The sequence below is a fragment of the Actinophytocola xanthii genome (assembly GCF_001921205.1).
Classification (GTDB): domain Bacteria; phylum Actinomycetota; class Actinomycetes; order Mycobacteriales; family Pseudonocardiaceae; genus Actinophytocola; species Actinophytocola xanthii.
In genome coordinates, this window is the sequence record NZ_MSIE01000013.1 from 22906 (window position 1) to 39329 (window position 16424).

Here is a 16424-nt window from a genome sequence, read left to right on the forward strand (position 1 = left end):
ATTCCACAGTGATAGGTCAAGCCTGGGTTCTTAACATCCCACAGTGGAAGGTCAGTAGCATGGTTCACGACATGTTCGTGGCGGCGCACGCGGCCGCCGGTCTCCTCGCTCTGGTCACCGGCGGACTCGCCCTGCGGCGCGGACGGCTGTTCGACGTCTACCTCGGCGCGCTGGCCGGGATGGGGGTGTTCCTGGTGCTCGCGCTCGCCGTGTCCTGGACCGAGACCGACTCGGTCGCGCGGGTGCTGTTCACCGCGCTGGCCGGCCTGGCGGCCGTCATGGTCTGGCGGGCCGTGCTGGCCCGGCGGGACCGCCCGAGCGCGGGAGGTCCGTCCGACAGCTACCTCGAGCATGTCGGGTTCACGCTGGTGGGTCTGTCCGACGGGTTCGCGGTCGTCGCCGTCCTGAACGCGGGGGCACCCCTCTGGCTGGTCGTGGGCACCGGCGTGGGGGTCGCGCTCGCCGGCCACTTCGTGCTGCGGTGGGTCAAGGCCGCTCTCACCCGACCGGCCGAGGTCGCCGCGGCGGGTGCACCAGGGGGAGGGCGCCGATGGCCCGTGCGCTGAACGCCACCGCCGCGGCGTTGCTCGGCCTGCTGCACCACGGCCCGATGACCGGCTGGGACCTGGTGAGCACCGCCGCGGAGCGGATCGGCAACTTCTGGACCCTCACCCAGAGCCAGGTCTACCGCGAGCTGACCCGGATGACCGAGACCGGGCTGGTCACCGTGGGCGACCCCGGCCCGCGTGACCGCAAGCCCTACACGATCACCGACGCGGGCCGCGCCGCCTTCGCCGGGTGGATCGACCAGGAGCCGGCCCGGGAGCAGGTCCGGGTCCCGCTGCTGCTCACCATCCAGTTCGCCGACCACCTCCCGCCGGACCGGCTCCGGGAGATCATCGCCAGCCAGCGCGCCGCGCACGCCCAGCGGCTGGCGGAGTACCGCGCCGCGGAGAAGCTGCTGGTGGGCGCGCCCGGTCAGGCCACCCGGCTGGCCACCCTCCGCTTCGGCATCCACCACGAGCGCGCCGCCCTGCGCTGGTTCGACGAGCTTCCCGGCCTCATCGAGGGGTGACCGGGCCGTCGACCGGTTCGACCGGCACCCCCATGCGGGCCGCACGGGCGGTGCCCCAGTCGTAGAGCGCGGCCAACACGGGGGCGAGGCTGCGGCCTTCCTCGGTGAGCCGGTAGGAGACCGGCGCCGGTACCCCGTCGTGCACGGTGCGCTCGACCAGCCCGTCCCGCTCCAGGCCGCGCAGCCGCTCGGTGAGGACCTTCTCGCTCACCGCCGGCATCCGGCGCCGCAGTTCGCCGTACCGGTGCACGCCTTCCTTGAGGTGCGCCAGGATCACCGGCGTCCAGCGCCCGGCGAGCACGTCGACGGTCACCTCCACCGGGCAGTAGTACCGCCTTCGCCGCAAGCCCACGATCACCTCCACGCACCACGAGGTGCGTACTTGTCCGGCACGGCCCGCGCTGGTCAACTGGCCCGTGTGACAGTGGAGTATGTCCGATACCGGATACCAGAGGCCGACGCCGAGCGGTTCGAGGCCGCCTACCGGCGCGCCGCGCCGTCCCTCGCCGGTGCCGAGGAGTGCGTCGACTACGAGCTGAGCCGGTGCGAGGAGGACCCGGGGTCCTACGTCCTGAGGATCACCTGGACCTCGACCCGGGCGCACCTGGAGGGATTCCGGCGCGGCGCCGCGTTCCGCGCCTTCCTCGCCGAGGTCGGGCCGTACGTGGACGCCATCGAGGAGATGCGGCACTACCAGCCGACGACCGTCGCCGGCGCCGGGGGCGCGGTCCCCACGCTGTACGAGTGGGCCGGCGGCGCCGCGGCGTTCGAGAAGCTGACCGAGGTCTTCTACCGCACCGTGCTCGCCGACCCGGAGCTGGAGCCGGTGTTCCGGGGCATGGACCCCGGCCACCCGCGGCACGTCGCCGCGTGGCTGGGCGAGGTCCTCGGCGGACCGGACCGGTACTCCCGGGAACGGGGCGGCCACGCGAACATGGTCGCCCAGCACCTGGGCAGGGCCATCACCGAGCGGCAGCGGCGCCGCTGGGTCGAGCTGCTGATCGACGCCGCCGACGAGGTGGGCTTGCCCGACGACCCGGAGTTCCGCGCGTCGTTCGTCGGCTACCTGGAATGGGGCACGCGGATGGCGGTCATGCTGTCCCGCCCCGGCACGGACGTTCCGCCGGACGAGCCGGTGCCGACCTGGGGCTGGGCCCGCCCGCCCTGGCGCGGGTAGGAGGGTCAGCCGGCCGCGCGCAGGGTCCGCACAGCGGCCTCGCCGACCCGGCGGGCGGTGTCGCACAGCTCGTCCAGCGAGGCGTCGGTGCTCTCCGGGGCGTTCGCTCCGAAGGCGACGTCGAGCAGCTGCCCGTCGGCGACATCGATGGCGAGGTAGCAGGCGTGCTCGACGCCGTCGAACCGGTAGAACAAGGCGGGCAAGCCCGCCACCTCGGTCGGCCGGTACCGCATGTTGGCGAACCGGCCGCGGTAGAAGGCGTCCACGCCCTCTGTGGACACCGCGGTCACCGACGCGGACAGGGTTTTGTCGGCGTCCCAGGTCCTGCAGGTGTCAGTGCTCCAGGTGGAGCTGAGGTCGCTGGTCTGCTCACCGGTCAGGCCGAGCTCGCCGAGTTGGTCCTCGGTGAGCAGGTCGCAGGGCCGGGCGCGGTCGACCGTCAGCTCCTCGTGCCGGCTCGCCGAGGACGAGGGCGCGGTGCCGTCGGGGGTGGACCACTCCGCGGTCGCGGTGGCGCCTGCCGTGGCGCGGTTGTCGTCGCCGGCACCGTCGTCCGGGCTCTCGCTCCCGGAGCACCCCGTCGCCAACACGCCGACCAGCACAACACCCCACCAGCCCCAGAACCGCATGGCGACAACCTAGCCGATGCCAGGAGCACCGCGACGGCCCTCAGCTACGGCCGCCGTAGTCACGACGTGCCGGTTCCGACAGCGCCGCGCGTTCAGCGGCGGTCGAGCGCCTGGCGCGCCTCGGCGAGCAGGTCGTCGGCCGAGCGCGCGGTGGGGGGACCGCGGAAGATGTCGTCGGGCTCGTCGTCCTGTGTGGACAGCTCGCCGTCGGCGGGATCGTCGGTCTGGGCCAGCAGTGCCTTGCGGACCGCGGCGAGGATCACGTCGTCGGAGGTGCCCTCCCGTTCGCCTACGTCGACGACCTGCCGGACCAGCTCGAACCGGAAGCCGCTCAGGCCGGCCGTGACCTGTCCGTGCATGCGCGGCGCCAGCGCGGCCAGTGTGAACGCGAGCAGGCCCAGCACACCGAACGTGCCGGCCAGAGCCTCGTGGTTGGTGAGCATCGCGGTTGCCGCGAGAGCTACGAAAGCGACACCCGCGCCGACGAGCACTCGACCGCCAAAACTACTTTCCGTACTGGAACCCACACCCCACGCTAGCATTGCGACCGACGCGCGGTAACACGGCGGAGGTGCACATGTTTGGCAGCCGCTCACGGTCGGACGCAAAGCGACTACACGCCCTCCTGCGCGACTCGAAACTCGGCAAGAAGGCCAAAGCGCAGGCGTTGCTGGAGCTGGCATCGGAACTGTTCCCGCTGGGCGACCAACAGGTCCGAGACGAAGCGCTCCACACCGCCATCCGGCTCTATGTCGAGAGTGGCGACCCGCGAGCCAAAGACGAGATAGTCGGCCGCATCGGCAGCGAGATGGCCCTTGTGGCAAAGGCGAGTCTGGAGCGCGGGGATGAAGGGACCGAGACGCTCGCTGATTCCCTCTTTTCACTGGGCCGCAAACTCGACGACCCTTCGTTGGCCAGAACGCTCTTCGAGCAGGCACTCGCCGTGTACGAGGCGCACGGGAACCTGAAGGGGCAGGCCGACACGCTGGCGCGACTGGGCTCTCTGGACGCCCAGGAGAAGCACGACCACGGACGGGCGGAACGAGCGGCGCGGATCTACGCCGAGATCGGCGACGACAAGGGCCGGTTGTTCGCACTGAACATCATGTCGATCGCGGCGAAGGAGCGAGGTGACCTGATACAGGCGGGAGAACACCTGCGGGAGGCGCTGGACGTCGCCAGGGCATGCGGAGATGTCGATGGTGAGGCCGGAACGTTGATCGGACTCGCGAGCCACGTCATGACAACCCGGCGCGACGTCGAGCTCTCCGAGAAGTACGTGCTCGCGGCCCGTGACCTGATTCCCCGGCTCGTCGATCCCGGAATGGCGATCACCATCCACAGCATGCTCGGGAGCCTTGCCCTGAGCCGCGGTGACGTCGCCGCCGCGGAGCGCAGCAACCGCCATGCCCTCGACTACCACTCGGAGGACTGGGCAGGAAGCAGCGCGGCCGCCCATGGTGCTGCGGCCGACGGCCTGACCATCCAGGGACGCACCGACAAGGCAACACGGGAGGCGCTCGAGCAGGTGAGGCTGCTCGAGCGCGAGAGGCGGCGGCTGGGCAACTCCCGCAACCAGGCTCGGGCCTATCGCAAGAACCGTCCGGTCTATCGGCGAGCGCTCGACCTCGCCGCCACCTCCGGCGACGGCGAGGCCGCACTGGAGGTGCTGGAAAGTGGTCGCGCGCAGGCGCTGACCGCCGTGCTGGGCGGCGACCCCCAACTGATCGCGCACAACGCGTTCGACTTCGACGGTGAGCTCGACCAGCTCCTGCGGCGGATCTCGACGTTCGAAGAGTCTCCGGACGTGTTCAGGACGGGCGGGAACCTGACGCCCGAAGCACGCTCGGGATGGACGGCGATGATGGCGACCGCGCTCGAGGAGGACCACGAGCGACTCGCCAACCTCATCGGGACGGAGCTGCTCCGGAAAGCGGCACCGCCCGAGACCATCGCTGACCACCGCGCCATGCTGCCGTCCAGGACCCACACGCTCGCCTATGACATCGAATGGCAGGGCAGTCGGGCCACGGTGTACGCGGTGTGGGTGCCGCCGCTGCCAGCGGCGCCCACCGTCGACCGGATCAACCTGACCGCGGAGCAGTCGCGGTGGGTTCGTACGCTCGCCGACCAGGACACCGCGACGACGTTGCTGAACCATCCGTCGCACGGGTGGCAGACGGGACTCTCATCCCTCGTCCCGCAAGGCCTGCGGAACATCCTGACCGGCTCCGAACGGCACCAGGACGGCATCGATCTCGTGATCGTTCCCACGGGTGAGCTGTGGGCGATCCCGTTCGCCGCGCTGCACGTCGCGGAGACGCCCCTGCTCGACCTCGCCACGCTCTCGCTCTCGCCGTCGCTGGGGGTCGCCGCGACCGCCAGTACCCGCCGGATCCGACCGGTGCGACGGGCGCTGGCGGTGCTGGACACGAGGCTGCGCGGAACATCGGCCGAAAGGGCCACCCTGAAGCGGCACTTCAGGCTCAGGGAGGTGCCGCCGCTCGCCTCGGACATCGTCACGGCGTTGGGGCCGAGGAACAAGTTCGACCTCGGTGTGGTGAGCGCCCACGGGGACAACGTCCGGGGCCTGGCGCACTCACTGCGCATCGGCAAGGAAGCCCGACTGTTCGCCGGTGTCCTGTTGCGGTGCGACGTGCCGTTGTGGTGGGTGATGGGCGCCTGCTGGTCGGGCAGGGTGAACAACGAGCCGGGCCAGGAACCGGTCGGGCTGCCCACCGTGGCGTTGCTGCGCGGCGCGCGTGCCGTGGTTGCCGCACTCCACGTCGTGCCCGACCGTGCCACAGGACAGATCCTGGCAACGACCTACCGCGGCCTGGCTGAGGGAAAGCCGGCTCCGGCAGCGCTGCGTGCGGCCCAACGCGAGTACCTGGCCAACCGCGGCGGTCCGCCGCTGATCCACTGGGCTCCGCTGGTCTCGATCGGCGCGCCCGGTGCGGTCGGCGCGTGACGTCAGCTACCCGGCGTGCTCGTCTCAGCTCTCCGCCGGTACCAGTCGCAGGCTGATGGAGTTGATGCAGTAGCGCTGGTCGGTCGGGGTGGGGTAGCCCTCGCCCTCGAAGACGTGGCCCAGGTGGCTGTGGCAGGTGGCACAGATCACCTCGGTGCGCGCCATGCCCAGGCTGTGGTCCTCCTTCAGGATCACCGCGTCCGAGCTCTGCGGGTCGTAGAACGACGGCCACCCGCAGTGGCTGTCGAACTTCGTCTCGCTGCGGAACAGTTCGGTGCCGCACGCGCGGCACTGGTAGACACCGACGGTCTTGGTGTCGGTGTACTCACCGGTCCAGGGCCGCTCGGTACCGGCCTGCCGCAGGACCGCGTACTCCTCCGCGGTCAGCTGCTCGCGCCACTCCTGCTCGGACTTGACCACCCGGGGTGTCGCACCCACGTCGGAACTCATGACTCCAGACTAGTTCGCGAACGTGCTGACGACGTAGACGAGCGCGTCCCAGGCGGCGACGATCACGCCGAGCAGGATCAGCATCGCGAGCAGGCTCGCCATCAGCTTGCGGTGGCCGCCGAGGCGGTTCGCGGAGGCGGCGAAGTCGTCCATACCCGACAGGTAGCCCTCCACGGTGAAGCCCGGCCGGACGCGCTGCTGCCGCTCCAGGTGCTCGGCGAACGCCCTGGCCTCGGGGTCGTCGGGGTCGAGCCCGAGCAGATCCTCGTCGAACCGCTTGGCCAGCGGGTCCACCGGCCGGCGGTCGTCGTCGGGTGTCTGGAGGGGCATGCCCCAACGGTAACCGCGCGGGTCGTGTCGAGGCGACCGTTTCCGCCGGCCGGGTGGGTAGGCTGACGCCGTGGCCGAGGCGACGGAGATCACGGTGGACGGTCCCGACGGGCCGAGGTCGGTACGGGTGTCCAACCCCAGCAAGGTCTACTTCGCCGAGAAGGGCGTCACCAAGCTCGACGTCGTCCACTACTTCCTCGCGGTCGGCGACGGGATCCTCGCCGCGCTGCGTGACCGGCCGACCACCCTGGAACGCTGGCCCGGCGGCGTGTTCGAGGGTGCGACGCTCTCCACCCGCGCCGACCACCGCGGCGACGCCTTCTACCAGAAGCGGGTGCCCAAGGGCGCGCCCGATTTTGTGCAGACCGCGCGGATCACCTTCCCCAGCGGGCGCCCGGCCGACGAGGTGTGTCCGACCGAGCTCGCGGTCGTGGTCTGGGCGGCCAACCTCGGCACGCTCACCTTCCACCCCTGGCCGGTCCGCCGCCCCGCCGTCGACCACCCCGACCAGCTCCGCGTCGACCTCGACCCGCAGCCGGGCACCGACTTCGCCGACGCGGTCCGGGTCGCCCACGAGCTGCGCGGGGTGCTCGACGAGCTCGGCATGACCGGCTACCCCAAGACCTCCGGCGGCCGGGGCCTGCACGTGTACGTGCCGATCGAGCCGCGCTGGACCTTCGTCGAGGCGCGGCGCGCGCTGATCGCCCTCGGCCGCGAGCTGGCACGGCGGATGCCCGAGCAGGTGACGCTGGACTGGTGGAAGGAGGAGCGCGGCGAGCGCGTCTTCGTCGACTTCAACCAGGCGGCCCGCGACCGCACGATCGCCTGCGCGTACTCGGTCCGCCCCACCCCGCGAGCCTTGGTCTCCGCGCCGCTGCACTGGGCCGAGCTCGACGACGCCCGGCCCGAGGACTTCGACATCCACACGATGCCGAGCCGGTTCGCCGAGGCCGGAGACCCGCACGCGGCGGTGGCGGACGAGGCCTTCTCGCTGGAGCCGCTGCTGGAGCTGGCGGCCCGCGACGAGAAGGACGGGCTGGGTGAGCTGCCCTACCCGCCGGAGTATCCCAAGATGGCCGGCGAGCCCAAGCGCGTCCAGCCCTCCCGCGCGCGGCCAGAGCAGTAGCTCAGGTCACCAGCGCCCACGGCCGGCAGCCCGCCGTGTCGAAGCGTTCGCCCTCCCGCAGCGTGACGGTTCCCGGCCGGCGCAGGACACCCCTGTCGACCGCCTCGCCGGAGGGGCCGATGCGGCTCCAGTAGCACCCGGTCCGGTTGGTGCCGTCCGGGCCGTCGGTGCGGTAGGTGCCCGGCGCGAGGTCCGTCCCGACCTCGAACAACCCGTCGTCGACCTGCGTCGTCGACGCGGGTGGGGCGCTCACCGTCGCGCTCACCGTCGCGGTCACGGTCCTGGTCACCGTGGAGGGCCGGGTCTGCACCTGGGTCACCGTGACCGTGGCGGGGGCGGAGGCCGCGGTGGTGTCCCCCGCCGAGGTGGCCGCCGCGCCGGCGAACGCGGAGACCGCTGTGATGCCGATCCCGGCGACGGCGAGCACCACCCACGGCCAGATCGGCCACCTGCGCCCCGGCGTGGTCGTCATGGTGACTCCTTCAAGCTGCTGCTGGCAGTCGCCACACGATACCGGAGCGTGACGAACTTCGGGGTTTCTCCTGTTCGATGCCGTTCCACCAGGTGGTTTGACCCCGGTGCGACCAGACCTGCGGTAACCGCGGTTGATTTCCACCAGCGCAGCAGGAAGCATCGGAAGGGTTGGTCGAACCCGAGTGGGAGGAACCGAGGTCGTCGTGACGAAGCCGTACGTCGTGCGCTATGTCGGCGGGCCACTCGACGGTCGGGTGGACACGCTGGCCGAGCTGCCCGACGAGCCGCGCTCCACGGTGACCCACGTGCACCTGCACGAGGGTCCGAAGATCGTGCATCACTACGACCTCTGCTACGCGGTGGAGTACGGCTGCGAGTACCGCGTCCGCGAGGAGGATCAGGACGGCTGACCGACGACCAGGTCGGCGACCACCGGCCGGTGGTCCGACGCCGTCGAGTCGAGCACCTCGCTCCGCGTCGCCCGGATGTTCGGTGAGACCGTGACGTAGTCGATCCTCTTGACCGGTGCGTCCGCCGGGTAGGTCGGGTCGCCGTCGCCGGTGTCCTCAAGAACCGTCCACAACGGAGCGAGCTCCGGTGCCGCGGGTTCCGCGTTGAGGTCGCCGAGCAGCACCTGGTTCGCCCCGGGACGGTCCGCGGCGAGGATCTCCAGGGTCTCGGCCACCTGCACCCGCCGCACGGCCGGGTCCGGCCGGTAGTCCAGGTGGGTGCAGTACACGTGTACCGGCGTTCCCCGAACCAGGACGACGGCCTCGGCGAACCCGGGCATCGGCGCCGGGGTGGGGGTGGGTTCCAGTGTGGACAACCGGGTGAGCAGATGGTTCTCGGTGTGCACCACGGGGTAGCGGCTGAGCACGGCGACCCCGTAGCGGCGGCGGGGCGCACCCTCGGTGAGCGGCGGGAGGTCGTAGACGGGGGCGAAGAACACCCGCATCCGCAGTGCGCGGGCGAGGAGACGGGCCTGGTCGCGGAACTCGCTGCGGTCCGCCCAGTGCACGTCGACCTCCTGGAGCCCGACGACGTCGGCGCCGCTGCGGCGGATCACCTCGACCGTGCGGCCGAGGTCGAGCACCCCGTCGGCCCCGATGCCGGTGTGCATGTTGAAGCTGAGCACGGTGAGCGGCACCGGCCGGGGCGGCGTGGACGCCGCGGCACCGCCCGGCGTGGCGACCAGAACCAGGACCAGGAGCGAGAGCAGCGAGCGACGCATGAGGCCTCCGGCGTGGTCACCTTCTCACCTGATGGTGCAACGGTAACCCGGAGAGGTCAGGGTGGGCAGACCGTGCCGTTGCCGGGCACCGTGGCGTCGGTGAGGAAGGCGACGGCGGCGTCGGTGGCGCAGGGCGAGTAGCCCAGCGCGCCGTGGCCGCCGCCCTGCCAGGACAGGAACACCCCCGACGCCAGCTGCTGCGCCGCCCGCTCGCTGCCCTCGTGCGGGGTCACCGCGTCGGTCGCCGTGCCGACGACGACGATCGGCGGCGCGTCGTTCGCGGTGGGCGTCGGCAGGGGCTGGTTGGGCACCGTCCACGGGCTGCACAGGGCCAGCGAGCGGACGACCAGCGGGCCGAAGATCGGGAAGCGGTCCTTCCAGTCGGTGCCGAGCCGTTCGATCTGCTCGGGGGAGAGCCGGGTCTTGGTGTCGTTGCACCCGATCACGAGCTCCGCGTCCAGCGAGGGCCGCTCCATGACCGACCCCACGAGGGGCTTGAGCAACGCCGCGAGCGCCGTCGGGTCGCCGTCGCGGCCCTCGGCGAGGGCGGTGGCCAGCGCCGGCCACTCGTCGCGGTCGGCGAGCCCCGTCCGCACCGCCTGCGTCGCCACCCCGGCCGTCACCAGCCTCCCGCCCTCGGTGGGCAGAGGGCTCGCCCGCAGCCGGCCGAGCAGCTCGAGCAGGGTCTGCTTCGGGTCCTCACCCAGGCCGCAGCCGCGCCGCAGGCAGTCCTCGGCGAACGCGTCGAACGCGGCCTCGGCGCCCTCGGCCTGGCCCTCCAGCGCGATCGTGGCGTCCTGGCTGGGGTCGGGGAGCCCGTCGAGCACCATCCGCCCCACCCGGTCGGGCCACCGGTCGGCGTACACCGACAGCACCCGGGAGCCCTCGCCGTGCCCGATGCCGTTCAGCCGCGACTGGCCGAGCTCCTGGCGCAGGGTGTCCAGGTCGGCGGCGGTACGCCAGGTGTCCAGCGCGGGCAGCAGGCTCTCCAGCGAGATCGAGCACTTCTGGCCGGCGGTCTGCGCGGCCTCGAGCCACAGGTCGATCGGCAGCGCGGCCGGGTCGGGCTCGACGATCCGCTCCCGGACCTCCGCGGGCAGGCAGTCGACCTGCCCCGAGTCGCCCGTGCCCCGGCGGTCCATGCCGACCAGCGAGAACGTGTCGAAGAACTCCCTGGGCATGGTCGAGGCCAGGCGCGCGGCGTAGAGGGTCCCGGGAAGCCCGCCGACGTCGTTGACGACGGCCACCGGCACCTCGCCCCGACCGACGCGCAGGAGCTGGAGCCGGGCCACGCCACGCCCCGGCGCGTACGGCGAGTCGAGCACGCCGTTGATCCGTCCGCACTGAACCGGCAGCCAGTCGGGCAGGCGCTGCTCGGCGACCCGCCTCTGGACGTCCTCGGCGCACTCGCGCCAGGCGAAGTCGCTCATCTCCTCCAGCGGTGGGACGCGCTGGGCCTGCTCGGTGGGTTGCTCGCTCGGGTTCGGCGCGTCGTTGACGACGATCTCGGGGCGCGCGGAGGGGCCGGCCGTGCACGACGCGAGGAGTCCCACGAGGACGCACAGCAGGGCGATCCGCCTCCGCCAGCCCTGGCCGGTCACGTGCCTTCGTCCTCGCCTTCCCCTCGGCTCCCGTCACCGGCAGCGTCGCACGCCCCCGGTGAGGCCCGGGTGAGCAACAATGGCCGCGTGCAGCTGCCTGTGATGCCCCCCGTGTCGCCGATGCTGGCCAAGTCGGTTCCGACGATCCCGGCCGGCCAGTTCTACGAGCCCAAGTGGGACGGTTTCCGGTCGATCATCTTCCGCGACGGCGACGAGGTGGAGATCGGCAGCCGCAACGAGCGCCCGATGACCCGGTACTTCCCCGAGGTCGTCGAGGCGGTCAAGGCGAACCTCCCGCCGCGCTGCGTGGTCGACGGCGAGATCGTGATCGCGAGCACCGAGAAGAAGGGGCTGGACTGGGACGCGCTCCAGCAGCGGATCCACCCCGCCGCGAGCCGGGTGACGCTGCTCTCCGAGCAGACCCCGGCCAGCTTCATCGCCTTCGACCTGCTCGCGCTGGACGACGAGTCCTACCTCGACCGCCCGTTCGGGGAGCGGCGGGCCGCCCTGGAGCGAGCGCTCGCGGATGCCGCCGCGCCGGTGCACCTCACGCTGGGCACGACCGACGCCGAGGTCGCCGGGCGCTGGTTCGAGCTGTTCGAGGGCGCGGGGCTGGACGGGCTGGTCGCCAAGCCGCTCGACGAGCCCTACCAGCCGGACAAGCGGATCATGCGGAAGATCAAGCACGAGCGGACGGCCGACTGCGTGCTCGCCGGCTACCGCGTGCACAAGTCGGGCCCGGACGCGATCGGCTCGCTGCTGCTCGGCCTCCACGACGACGCGGGCAGGCTGGCCTCGGTCGGCGTGGTCGGCGCGTTCCCGATGGCCCGCCGCAAGGAGCTCATGGTCGAGCTGCAACCGCTGGTCACCACGTTCGACGACCACCCGTGGGCGTGGGCGGCACACGAGGCCGGGGAGCGCACCCCCCGCCGCAACGAGGTCAGCCGCTGGAACGCCGGCAAGGACCTGTCGTTCGTCCCGCTGCGCCCCGAGCGGGTGCTCGAGGTCCGTTACGACCACATGGAGGGGCCCCGCTTCCGGCACACCACCCAGTTCGTGCGCTGGCGCCCGGACCGCGAGCCGGCCTCGTGCACCTACGCCCAGCTCGAGCAGCCGGTCCGGTTCGACATCGCCGACATCCTCAGCTAGCCGGTCGCCGGTAGCGCAGCATCAGGAAGCCGTCCTCGGTCAGCGCGGAGACCAGCTCGAGGGGGAGCGGCTCCCGCCCGGCCACGCCCTCGGCGATGCGGGGTGCGCCGGCGCCGGTCAGCAGCGGGGCGACGGTCAGGCACAGCTGGTCGACCAACCCGGCGGCGACCATGTCGGCGAACAGGGTCGGGCCGCCCTCGCAGCAGACCCGCAGCAGGCCGCGGTCGGCCAGGGCGTCCAGGGCGCGCCGCAGGTCCACCCGGTCCTCGCCGGCGACCACGACGTCGGCGCCGGCCGCCACCAGGTCCGCGCGGCGTGCCGCCGGCGCGGTCGCGGTGGTGACCACGATCGTCGGCACCCGGGTGTCTGTGACCAGCGGGGACTCCGGCCCGACCGAGCAGCGCCCGGAGACCACCGCGATCGGCGGCACCTCGCCGAGGCCGAGGCGGGTCCGGCGCTCGGCACGCACCTCGGTCGGCTTGACGCCGCGGTACCCCTCGACGAGCGCGGTGCCGGCGCCGACCAGTACGACGTCAGCCAGGTCGCGGCCGAGGGCGAAGATCTTCTTGTCCGCCGGGTGCGAGAGGCCCGCCGACTTCCCACCGGCGCTGGCCGCGCCGTCGGCGCTGGCCACGAAGTTGACCTGGATCCAGGGACGGGTCAGGTCGGGGGGATAGGCGTAGAGCTCCTCCAGCTCGCGGTCACCCAGCGGGGTGTCGGCGTCCAGCCGCAGCAGGTGCATTCGATCATCCCACCACGGCCGCGCCGGCCGAGGCTCAGCGGCGTTTGCCCGAGCCGTGCTGGTTCACCAGGGACCACACCGAGACGGTCTGGCCGCCCTCGTCCGCGGCTCGGGAGCGCCGTCCGGTGAGGCGTTCGCCCCGTGCCGTGCCGGCCTCGAGCTCCTGGCGGATCTGGTCGTAGATCGGGGTGTCGGTCAACGCCATCCCTTCCCCTCGCAGGTCCCCCGCAGGCTACGGAGGGTACCGCTTCGGCTCCGGTTCGACGCAAGGACTCCCCGGGGCAGGCGGGAAACTCGCTCGCGTGTGGCCCGGTCGATGCCGCAGGATCCGGGGGTGGGTATGGGGTTCCTGGAGGCGAGCGGGCTGAGCCACCGCCTCGATGACGGCCGGCACCTGTTCGGCGAGGTCACCTTCCGGGTGGGGGCGGGCCAGGTGGTCGCCCTCGTCGGCGACAACGGCGCGGGCAAGACCACGCTGCTGCGGATGTTGGCCGGAGAGCTCGAACCCCGCTCCGGGGCCGTCGTGGTGCAGGGCGGGCTCGGCGTGATGCCCCAGTTCGTCGGCCGGACGGCGGGCGGGGACGACACCGTGCGGGACCTGTTGCTGGCGGTGGCGCCGTCGGCGCTGCGGGCGGCCGCCGCCGAGCTCGACGCCGCCGAGCTCGCGCTGATGGAGACCGACGACGAGCCGACCCAGCTGCGCTACGCCCACGCGCTGCACGCGTTCGGCGAGGCTGGGGGGTACGAGGCCGAGGTCCGCTGGGACGAGGCCACGGTCGCCGCCCTCGGCGTGCCGTTCGACCGGGCACGCTTCCGCGAGGTCGGTTCGCTCTCCGGCGGCGAGCAGAAGCGGCTGGTGCTCGAGGCGCTGCTGGGTGGCCCCGAGCAGGTGCTGCTGCTCGACGAGCCGGACAACTTCCTCGACGTCCCCGGCAAGCGCTGGCTCGAGGAGCGGCTGGTGGCCTGCCCCAAGGCGGTGCTGCTGGTCAGCCACGACCGGGAGCTGCTGGCCCGCGCCGCGACCCACGTCGTCACGTTGGAGGGCGGCACGACCTGGGTGCACGGCGGTGGGTTCGCCACCTGGCACGAGGCGCGGCTGGCCCGCTGGGACCGGATGGCCGAGCTGCGCCGGCGCTGGGACGAGGAGCACGAGAAGCTGCGCGAGCTGGTCAACTGGCTGCGCCAGGCGGCGAAGAACAGCCCGGCCATGGCCCCGAAGTACAAGGCCGCGCAGACCAGGCTGCGGAAGTTCACCGAGCCCGGGCCGCCGCCGCTGCCGCCTCGGGAACAGACCGTGCGCCCCCGCCTGCGCGGCGGGCGGACCGGACTGCGGGCGCTCACCTGCGGCGACCTCGAGCTCACCGGCCTGATGAAGCCGTTCGACCTCGAGGTGTTCTTCGGCGACCGGGTGTGCGTGCTCGGCTCGAACGGATCGGGCAAGAGCCACTTCCTGCGCCTGCTCGGCGGGGAGGAGGTCGCCCACACGGGCGTGGCCAGGCTCGGCGCCCGGGTGGTGCCCGGGCTGTTCGCGCAGACCCACCGGCACCCGGAGTGGACCGGGCGCACCCTGACCGACGTGCTGTGGCACGGCGACGGTGACCGCGCCGGCATGGACGAGGGCACCGCGTCGGCAGCGCTGTCCCGCTACGGCTTGGCCGCGGCCAGGGAGCAACGGTTCGAGACCCTCTCCGGCGGGCAGCAGGCCCGCTTCCAGATCCTGCTGCTCGAGCTGTCCGGCGCGACGATGCTGCTGCTCGACGAGCCGACCGACAATCTCGACCTGACCTCGGCCGAGGCGTTGCAGGCCGCGCTCGAGCAGTTCACCGGGACCGTGCTCGCGGTGACCCACGACCGCTGGTTCGCCCGCTCGTTCGACCGGTTCCTGGTGTTCGGTTCGGACGGTGTGGTGTCCGAGAAGGACGGTCCGGTGTGGGACGCGGGACGGGTGCGGCGGGCACGCTAGGGCGCGTCCGCGCAGTCCCGGTCGATGGGCTTCGTGATCCAGGTCGTCGCTGGCAAGGCGGAGGGCAGGCCCCGTACCGGTCGTACTCGGCCTGTCCCGACAACGCCGCCAGCGGCGAGCTGGGCGCGAAGACCGCGATCGAGGGCTGTGCGGACGTGCCGTAGGGCGCGGACGTGCCCCAGCAACTCGAGGCCGTTCCGTCACACCACCGGGTGCACCCGGCTCATCACCGGGCGAGGACGTCGGCGATCGTGTCGATGCCGTGGTCGAGGTCCTCCTGGGAGATCACCAACGGCGGGGCCACACGCAGGGTCGTGTCGTGGGTCTCCTTGCAGAGCACGCCCCTGGCCATGAGCGTCTCGCTGGCCTGCCTGGCGGCCAGGCCGCCCGGGGCGATCTCCACACCGGCCCAGAGCCCGCGGCCGCGGACCTCGGCCACGCCGCTGCCGACCAGCTCACTGAGGCGGGCGTGCAGGTGGGCGCCGAGGGTGCGGGAGCGCTCCTGGAACTCGCCGGTGGCGAGCAGGCGGATCACGGCACGTCCGACCGCGCAGGCGAGCGGGTTGCCGCCGAAGGTCGAGCCGTGCTCCCCGGGCCGGAGCACGCCGAGCACCGCGCGGCGGCCGACCACCGCGGAGACCGGGAGGATCCCGCCGCCGAGCGCCTTGCCCAGCGTGTAGAGGTCGGCCCGGACGCCCTCGTGCTCGGCGGCGAACAGGGTGCCGGTCCTGGCCAGCCCGGACTGGATCTCGTCGGCGATCAGCAGCACGTCGTGCTCGTCGCAGAGGCGGCGGACCTCGCGCAGGTAGCCCGGCGGCGGCACCAGCACGCCGGCCTCGCCCTGCACCGGCTCCACCAGGACGGCCGCGGTGCGCGGGGAGATCGCGGCCTCCAGCGCCTGGGCGTCGCCGTACTTGACCACCTGGAAACCGGGCGTGTACGGGCCGAAGTCCGCGCGGGCGGTCTCGTCGGTGGAGAAGGAGATGATCGTGGTGGTCCGGCCGTGGAAGTTGGACCCGGCCACGACGATCTCCGCCTTGCCGTCCGGCACGCCCTTGACCCGGTAGGCCCACTTCCGCGCGACCTTGATCGCCGACTCGACGGCCTCCGCGCCCGAGTTCATCGGCAGCACCATCTCGGTGCCGGTCAGCTCGGCGAGCTCCCGGCAGAACAGGCCGAGCTGGTCGTGGTGGAACGCCCGGCTGGTCAGCGTCAGCCGGCCCAGCTGCTCGGTCGCGGCGGCGACCAGGGCGGGGTGCCGGTGGCCGAAGTTGAGCGCCGAGTAGCCGGCCAGGAAGTCCAGGTAACGCCGGCCTTCCACGTCGGTGACCCAGGCACCCTCGCCCTCGGAGAGCACGACCGGCAGCGGGTGGTAGTTGTGGGTGCTCCACTCGTCGTCGAGCGCGACCAGGTCGGCGGCATTCATCGGCATACCGACAGGTTAGAGCCCTCCGCCGGTTGATTCATCCGCTTTCCGTTGCGCGAAACGCCGCTCCGTTGCGTGAA

Annotated in this window: 19 protein-coding genes; 8 read left to right on the forward strand and 11 right to left on the reverse strand. The window is 72.3% G+C overall.

What is annotated here, in order from left to right; all coding sequences use genetic code 11:
• Positions 1–59: 59 nt before the first annotated feature.
• On the forward strand, positions 60–566 hold the full coding sequence (locus BU204_RS39955; RefSeq protein ID WP_075125074.1) for a hypothetical protein: 507 nt from the start codon (positions 60–62) through the stop codon (positions 564–566).
• The gene (locus BU204_RS08700) at positions 551–1075 is read left to right on the forward strand and encodes a PadR family transcriptional regulator (RefSeq protein ID WP_075125075.1); all 525 of its coding nucleotides are present in this window, start codon (positions 551–553) and stop codon (positions 1073–1075) included. The genes BU204_RS39955 and BU204_RS08700 overlap by 16 nt, the downstream gene beginning before the upstream one ends.
• Here BU204_RS08700 and BU204_RS08705 read toward each other — a convergent pair.
• Positions 1062–1427, reverse strand: coding sequence for a winged helix-turn-helix transcriptional regulator (locus BU204_RS08705; protein ID WP_143229384.1), 366 nt, complete (start codon positions 1425–1427; stop codon positions 1062–1064). The genes BU204_RS08700 and BU204_RS08705 overlap by 14 nt on opposite strands.
• 72 nt (positions 1428–1499) lie before the next feature.
• Here BU204_RS08705 and BU204_RS08710 point away from each other — a divergent pair, with 72 nt between their 5' ends.
• Positions 1500–2252 (forward strand): group II truncated hemoglobin, encoded by a 753-nt coding sequence (locus BU204_RS08710; RefSeq protein ID WP_233159815.1) that lies wholly within the window; start codon positions 1500–1502, stop codon positions 2250–2252.
• Between the two features lie 5 nt (positions 2253–2257).
• Here the strand turns inward: BU204_RS08710 and BU204_RS08715 are convergent, their stop codons facing one another.
• Together BU204_RS08715 and BU204_RS08720 are read right to left on the reverse strand one after the other, a co-directional pair.
• Complete coding sequence (locus BU204_RS08715; RefSeq protein WP_075125077.1) at positions 2258–2881, reverse strand: DUF3558 domain-containing protein; 624 nt, start codon at positions 2879–2881, stop codon at positions 2258–2260.
• Between the two features lie 92 nt (positions 2882–2973).
• Positions 2974–3324: a hypothetical protein gene (locus BU204_RS08720; protein ID WP_143229385.1), complete on the reverse strand. Its 351-nt coding sequence runs from the start codon at positions 3322–3324 to the stop codon at positions 2974–2976.
• A 134-nt stretch (positions 3325–3458) separates the two neighbouring features.
• On the opposite strand from BU204_RS08720, the gene BU204_RS08725 reads away from it, so the two are divergent.
• Positions 3459–5852, forward strand: coding sequence for a CHAT domain-containing protein (locus BU204_RS08725; RefSeq protein WP_083661135.1), 2394 nt, complete (start codon positions 3459–3461; stop codon positions 5850–5852).
• Between the two features lie 24 nt (positions 5853–5876).
• On the opposite strand, the gene msrB is transcribed toward BU204_RS08725, so the two are convergent.
• Positions 5877–6302 (reverse strand): peptide-methionine (R)-S-oxide reductase MsrB, encoded by a 426-nt coding sequence (gene msrB / locus BU204_RS08730; protein ID WP_075125080.1) that lies wholly within the window; start codon positions 6300–6302, stop codon positions 5877–5879.
• Positions 6303–6311: 9 nt separating this feature from the next.
• On the reverse strand, positions 6312–6632 hold the full coding sequence (locus BU204_RS08735) for a hypothetical protein (RefSeq protein ID WP_075125081.1): 321 nt from the start codon (positions 6630–6632) through the stop codon (positions 6312–6314).
• Between the two features lie 70 nt (positions 6633–6702).
• On the opposite strand from BU204_RS08735, the gene ligD reads away from it, so the two are divergent.
• Complete coding sequence (gene ligD, locus BU204_RS08740) at positions 6703–7758, forward strand: non-homologous end-joining DNA ligase (RefSeq protein ID WP_075125082.1); 1056 nt, start codon at positions 6703–6705, stop codon at positions 7756–7758.
• Position 7759: 1 nt separating this feature from the next.
• Here ligD and BU204_RS08745 read toward each other — a convergent pair whose 3' ends face one another.
• Positions 7760–8230 carry a hypothetical protein gene (locus BU204_RS08745; protein ID WP_075125083.1) on the reverse strand — a complete coding sequence of 157 codons (471 nt, stop codon included), beginning with the start codon at positions 8228–8230 and terminating at the stop codon, positions 7760–7762.
• 205 nt (positions 8231–8435) lie between these two features.
• On the opposite strand from BU204_RS08745, the gene BU204_RS08750 reads away from it, so the two are divergent.
• Positions 8436–8642, forward strand: a complete 207-nt coding sequence (locus BU204_RS08750; RefSeq protein WP_075125185.1) for a hypothetical protein — start codon at positions 8436–8438, stop codon at positions 8640–8642.
• Here BU204_RS08750 and BU204_RS08755 read toward each other — a convergent pair.
• Positions 8630–9463 carry an endonuclease/exonuclease/phosphatase family protein gene (locus BU204_RS08755; RefSeq protein ID WP_075125084.1) on the reverse strand — a complete coding sequence of 278 codons (834 nt, stop codon included), beginning with the start codon at positions 9461–9463 and terminating at the stop codon, positions 8630–8632. The genes BU204_RS08750 and BU204_RS08755 overlap by 13 nt on opposite strands.
• A gap of 56 nt (positions 9464–9519) precedes the next feature.
• Positions 9520–11064 (reverse strand): alpha/beta hydrolase, encoded by a 1545-nt coding sequence (locus tag BU204_RS08760; RefSeq protein ID WP_075125085.1) that lies wholly within the window; start codon positions 11062–11064, stop codon positions 9520–9522.
• Positions 11065–11151: 87 nt separating this feature from the next.
• Here BU204_RS08760 and BU204_RS08765 point away from each other — a divergent pair, with 87 nt between their 5' ends.
• Positions 11152–12213 carry an ATP-dependent DNA ligase gene (locus tag BU204_RS08765; protein WP_075125086.1) on the forward strand — a complete coding sequence of 354 codons (1062 nt, stop codon included), beginning with the start codon at positions 11152–11154 and terminating at the stop codon, positions 12211–12213.
• On the opposite strand, the gene BU204_RS08770 is transcribed toward BU204_RS08765, so the two are convergent.
• Positions 12206–12955, reverse strand: a complete 750-nt coding sequence (locus tag BU204_RS08770; RefSeq protein WP_075125087.1) for a dihydrofolate reductase family protein — start codon at positions 12953–12955, stop codon at positions 12206–12208. The two genes, BU204_RS08765 and BU204_RS08770, sit on opposite strands and share 8 nt — an antisense overlap.
• A gap of 34 nt (positions 12956–12989) precedes the next feature.
• Positions 12990–13160, reverse strand: a complete 171-nt coding sequence (locus BU204_RS39960) for a hypothetical protein (protein WP_158073421.1) — start codon at positions 13158–13160, stop codon at positions 12990–12992.
• Between the two features lie 135 nt (positions 13161–13295).
• Here BU204_RS39960 and BU204_RS08775 point away from each other — a divergent pair, with 135 nt between their 5' ends.
• Positions 13296–14918 carry an ABC-F family ATP-binding cassette domain-containing protein gene (locus BU204_RS08775; protein ID WP_075125088.1) on the forward strand — a complete coding sequence of 541 codons (1623 nt, stop codon included), beginning with the start codon at positions 13296–13298 and terminating at the stop codon, positions 14916–14918.
• Positions 14919–15144: 226 nt separating this feature from the next.
• On the opposite strand, the gene rocD is transcribed toward BU204_RS08775, so the two are convergent.
• Complete coding sequence (rocD, locus tag BU204_RS08780) at positions 15145–16344, reverse strand: ornithine--oxo-acid transaminase (RefSeq protein WP_075125186.1); 1200 nt, start codon at positions 16342–16344, stop codon at positions 15145–15147.
• Positions 16345–16424: the final 80 nt, after the last annotated feature.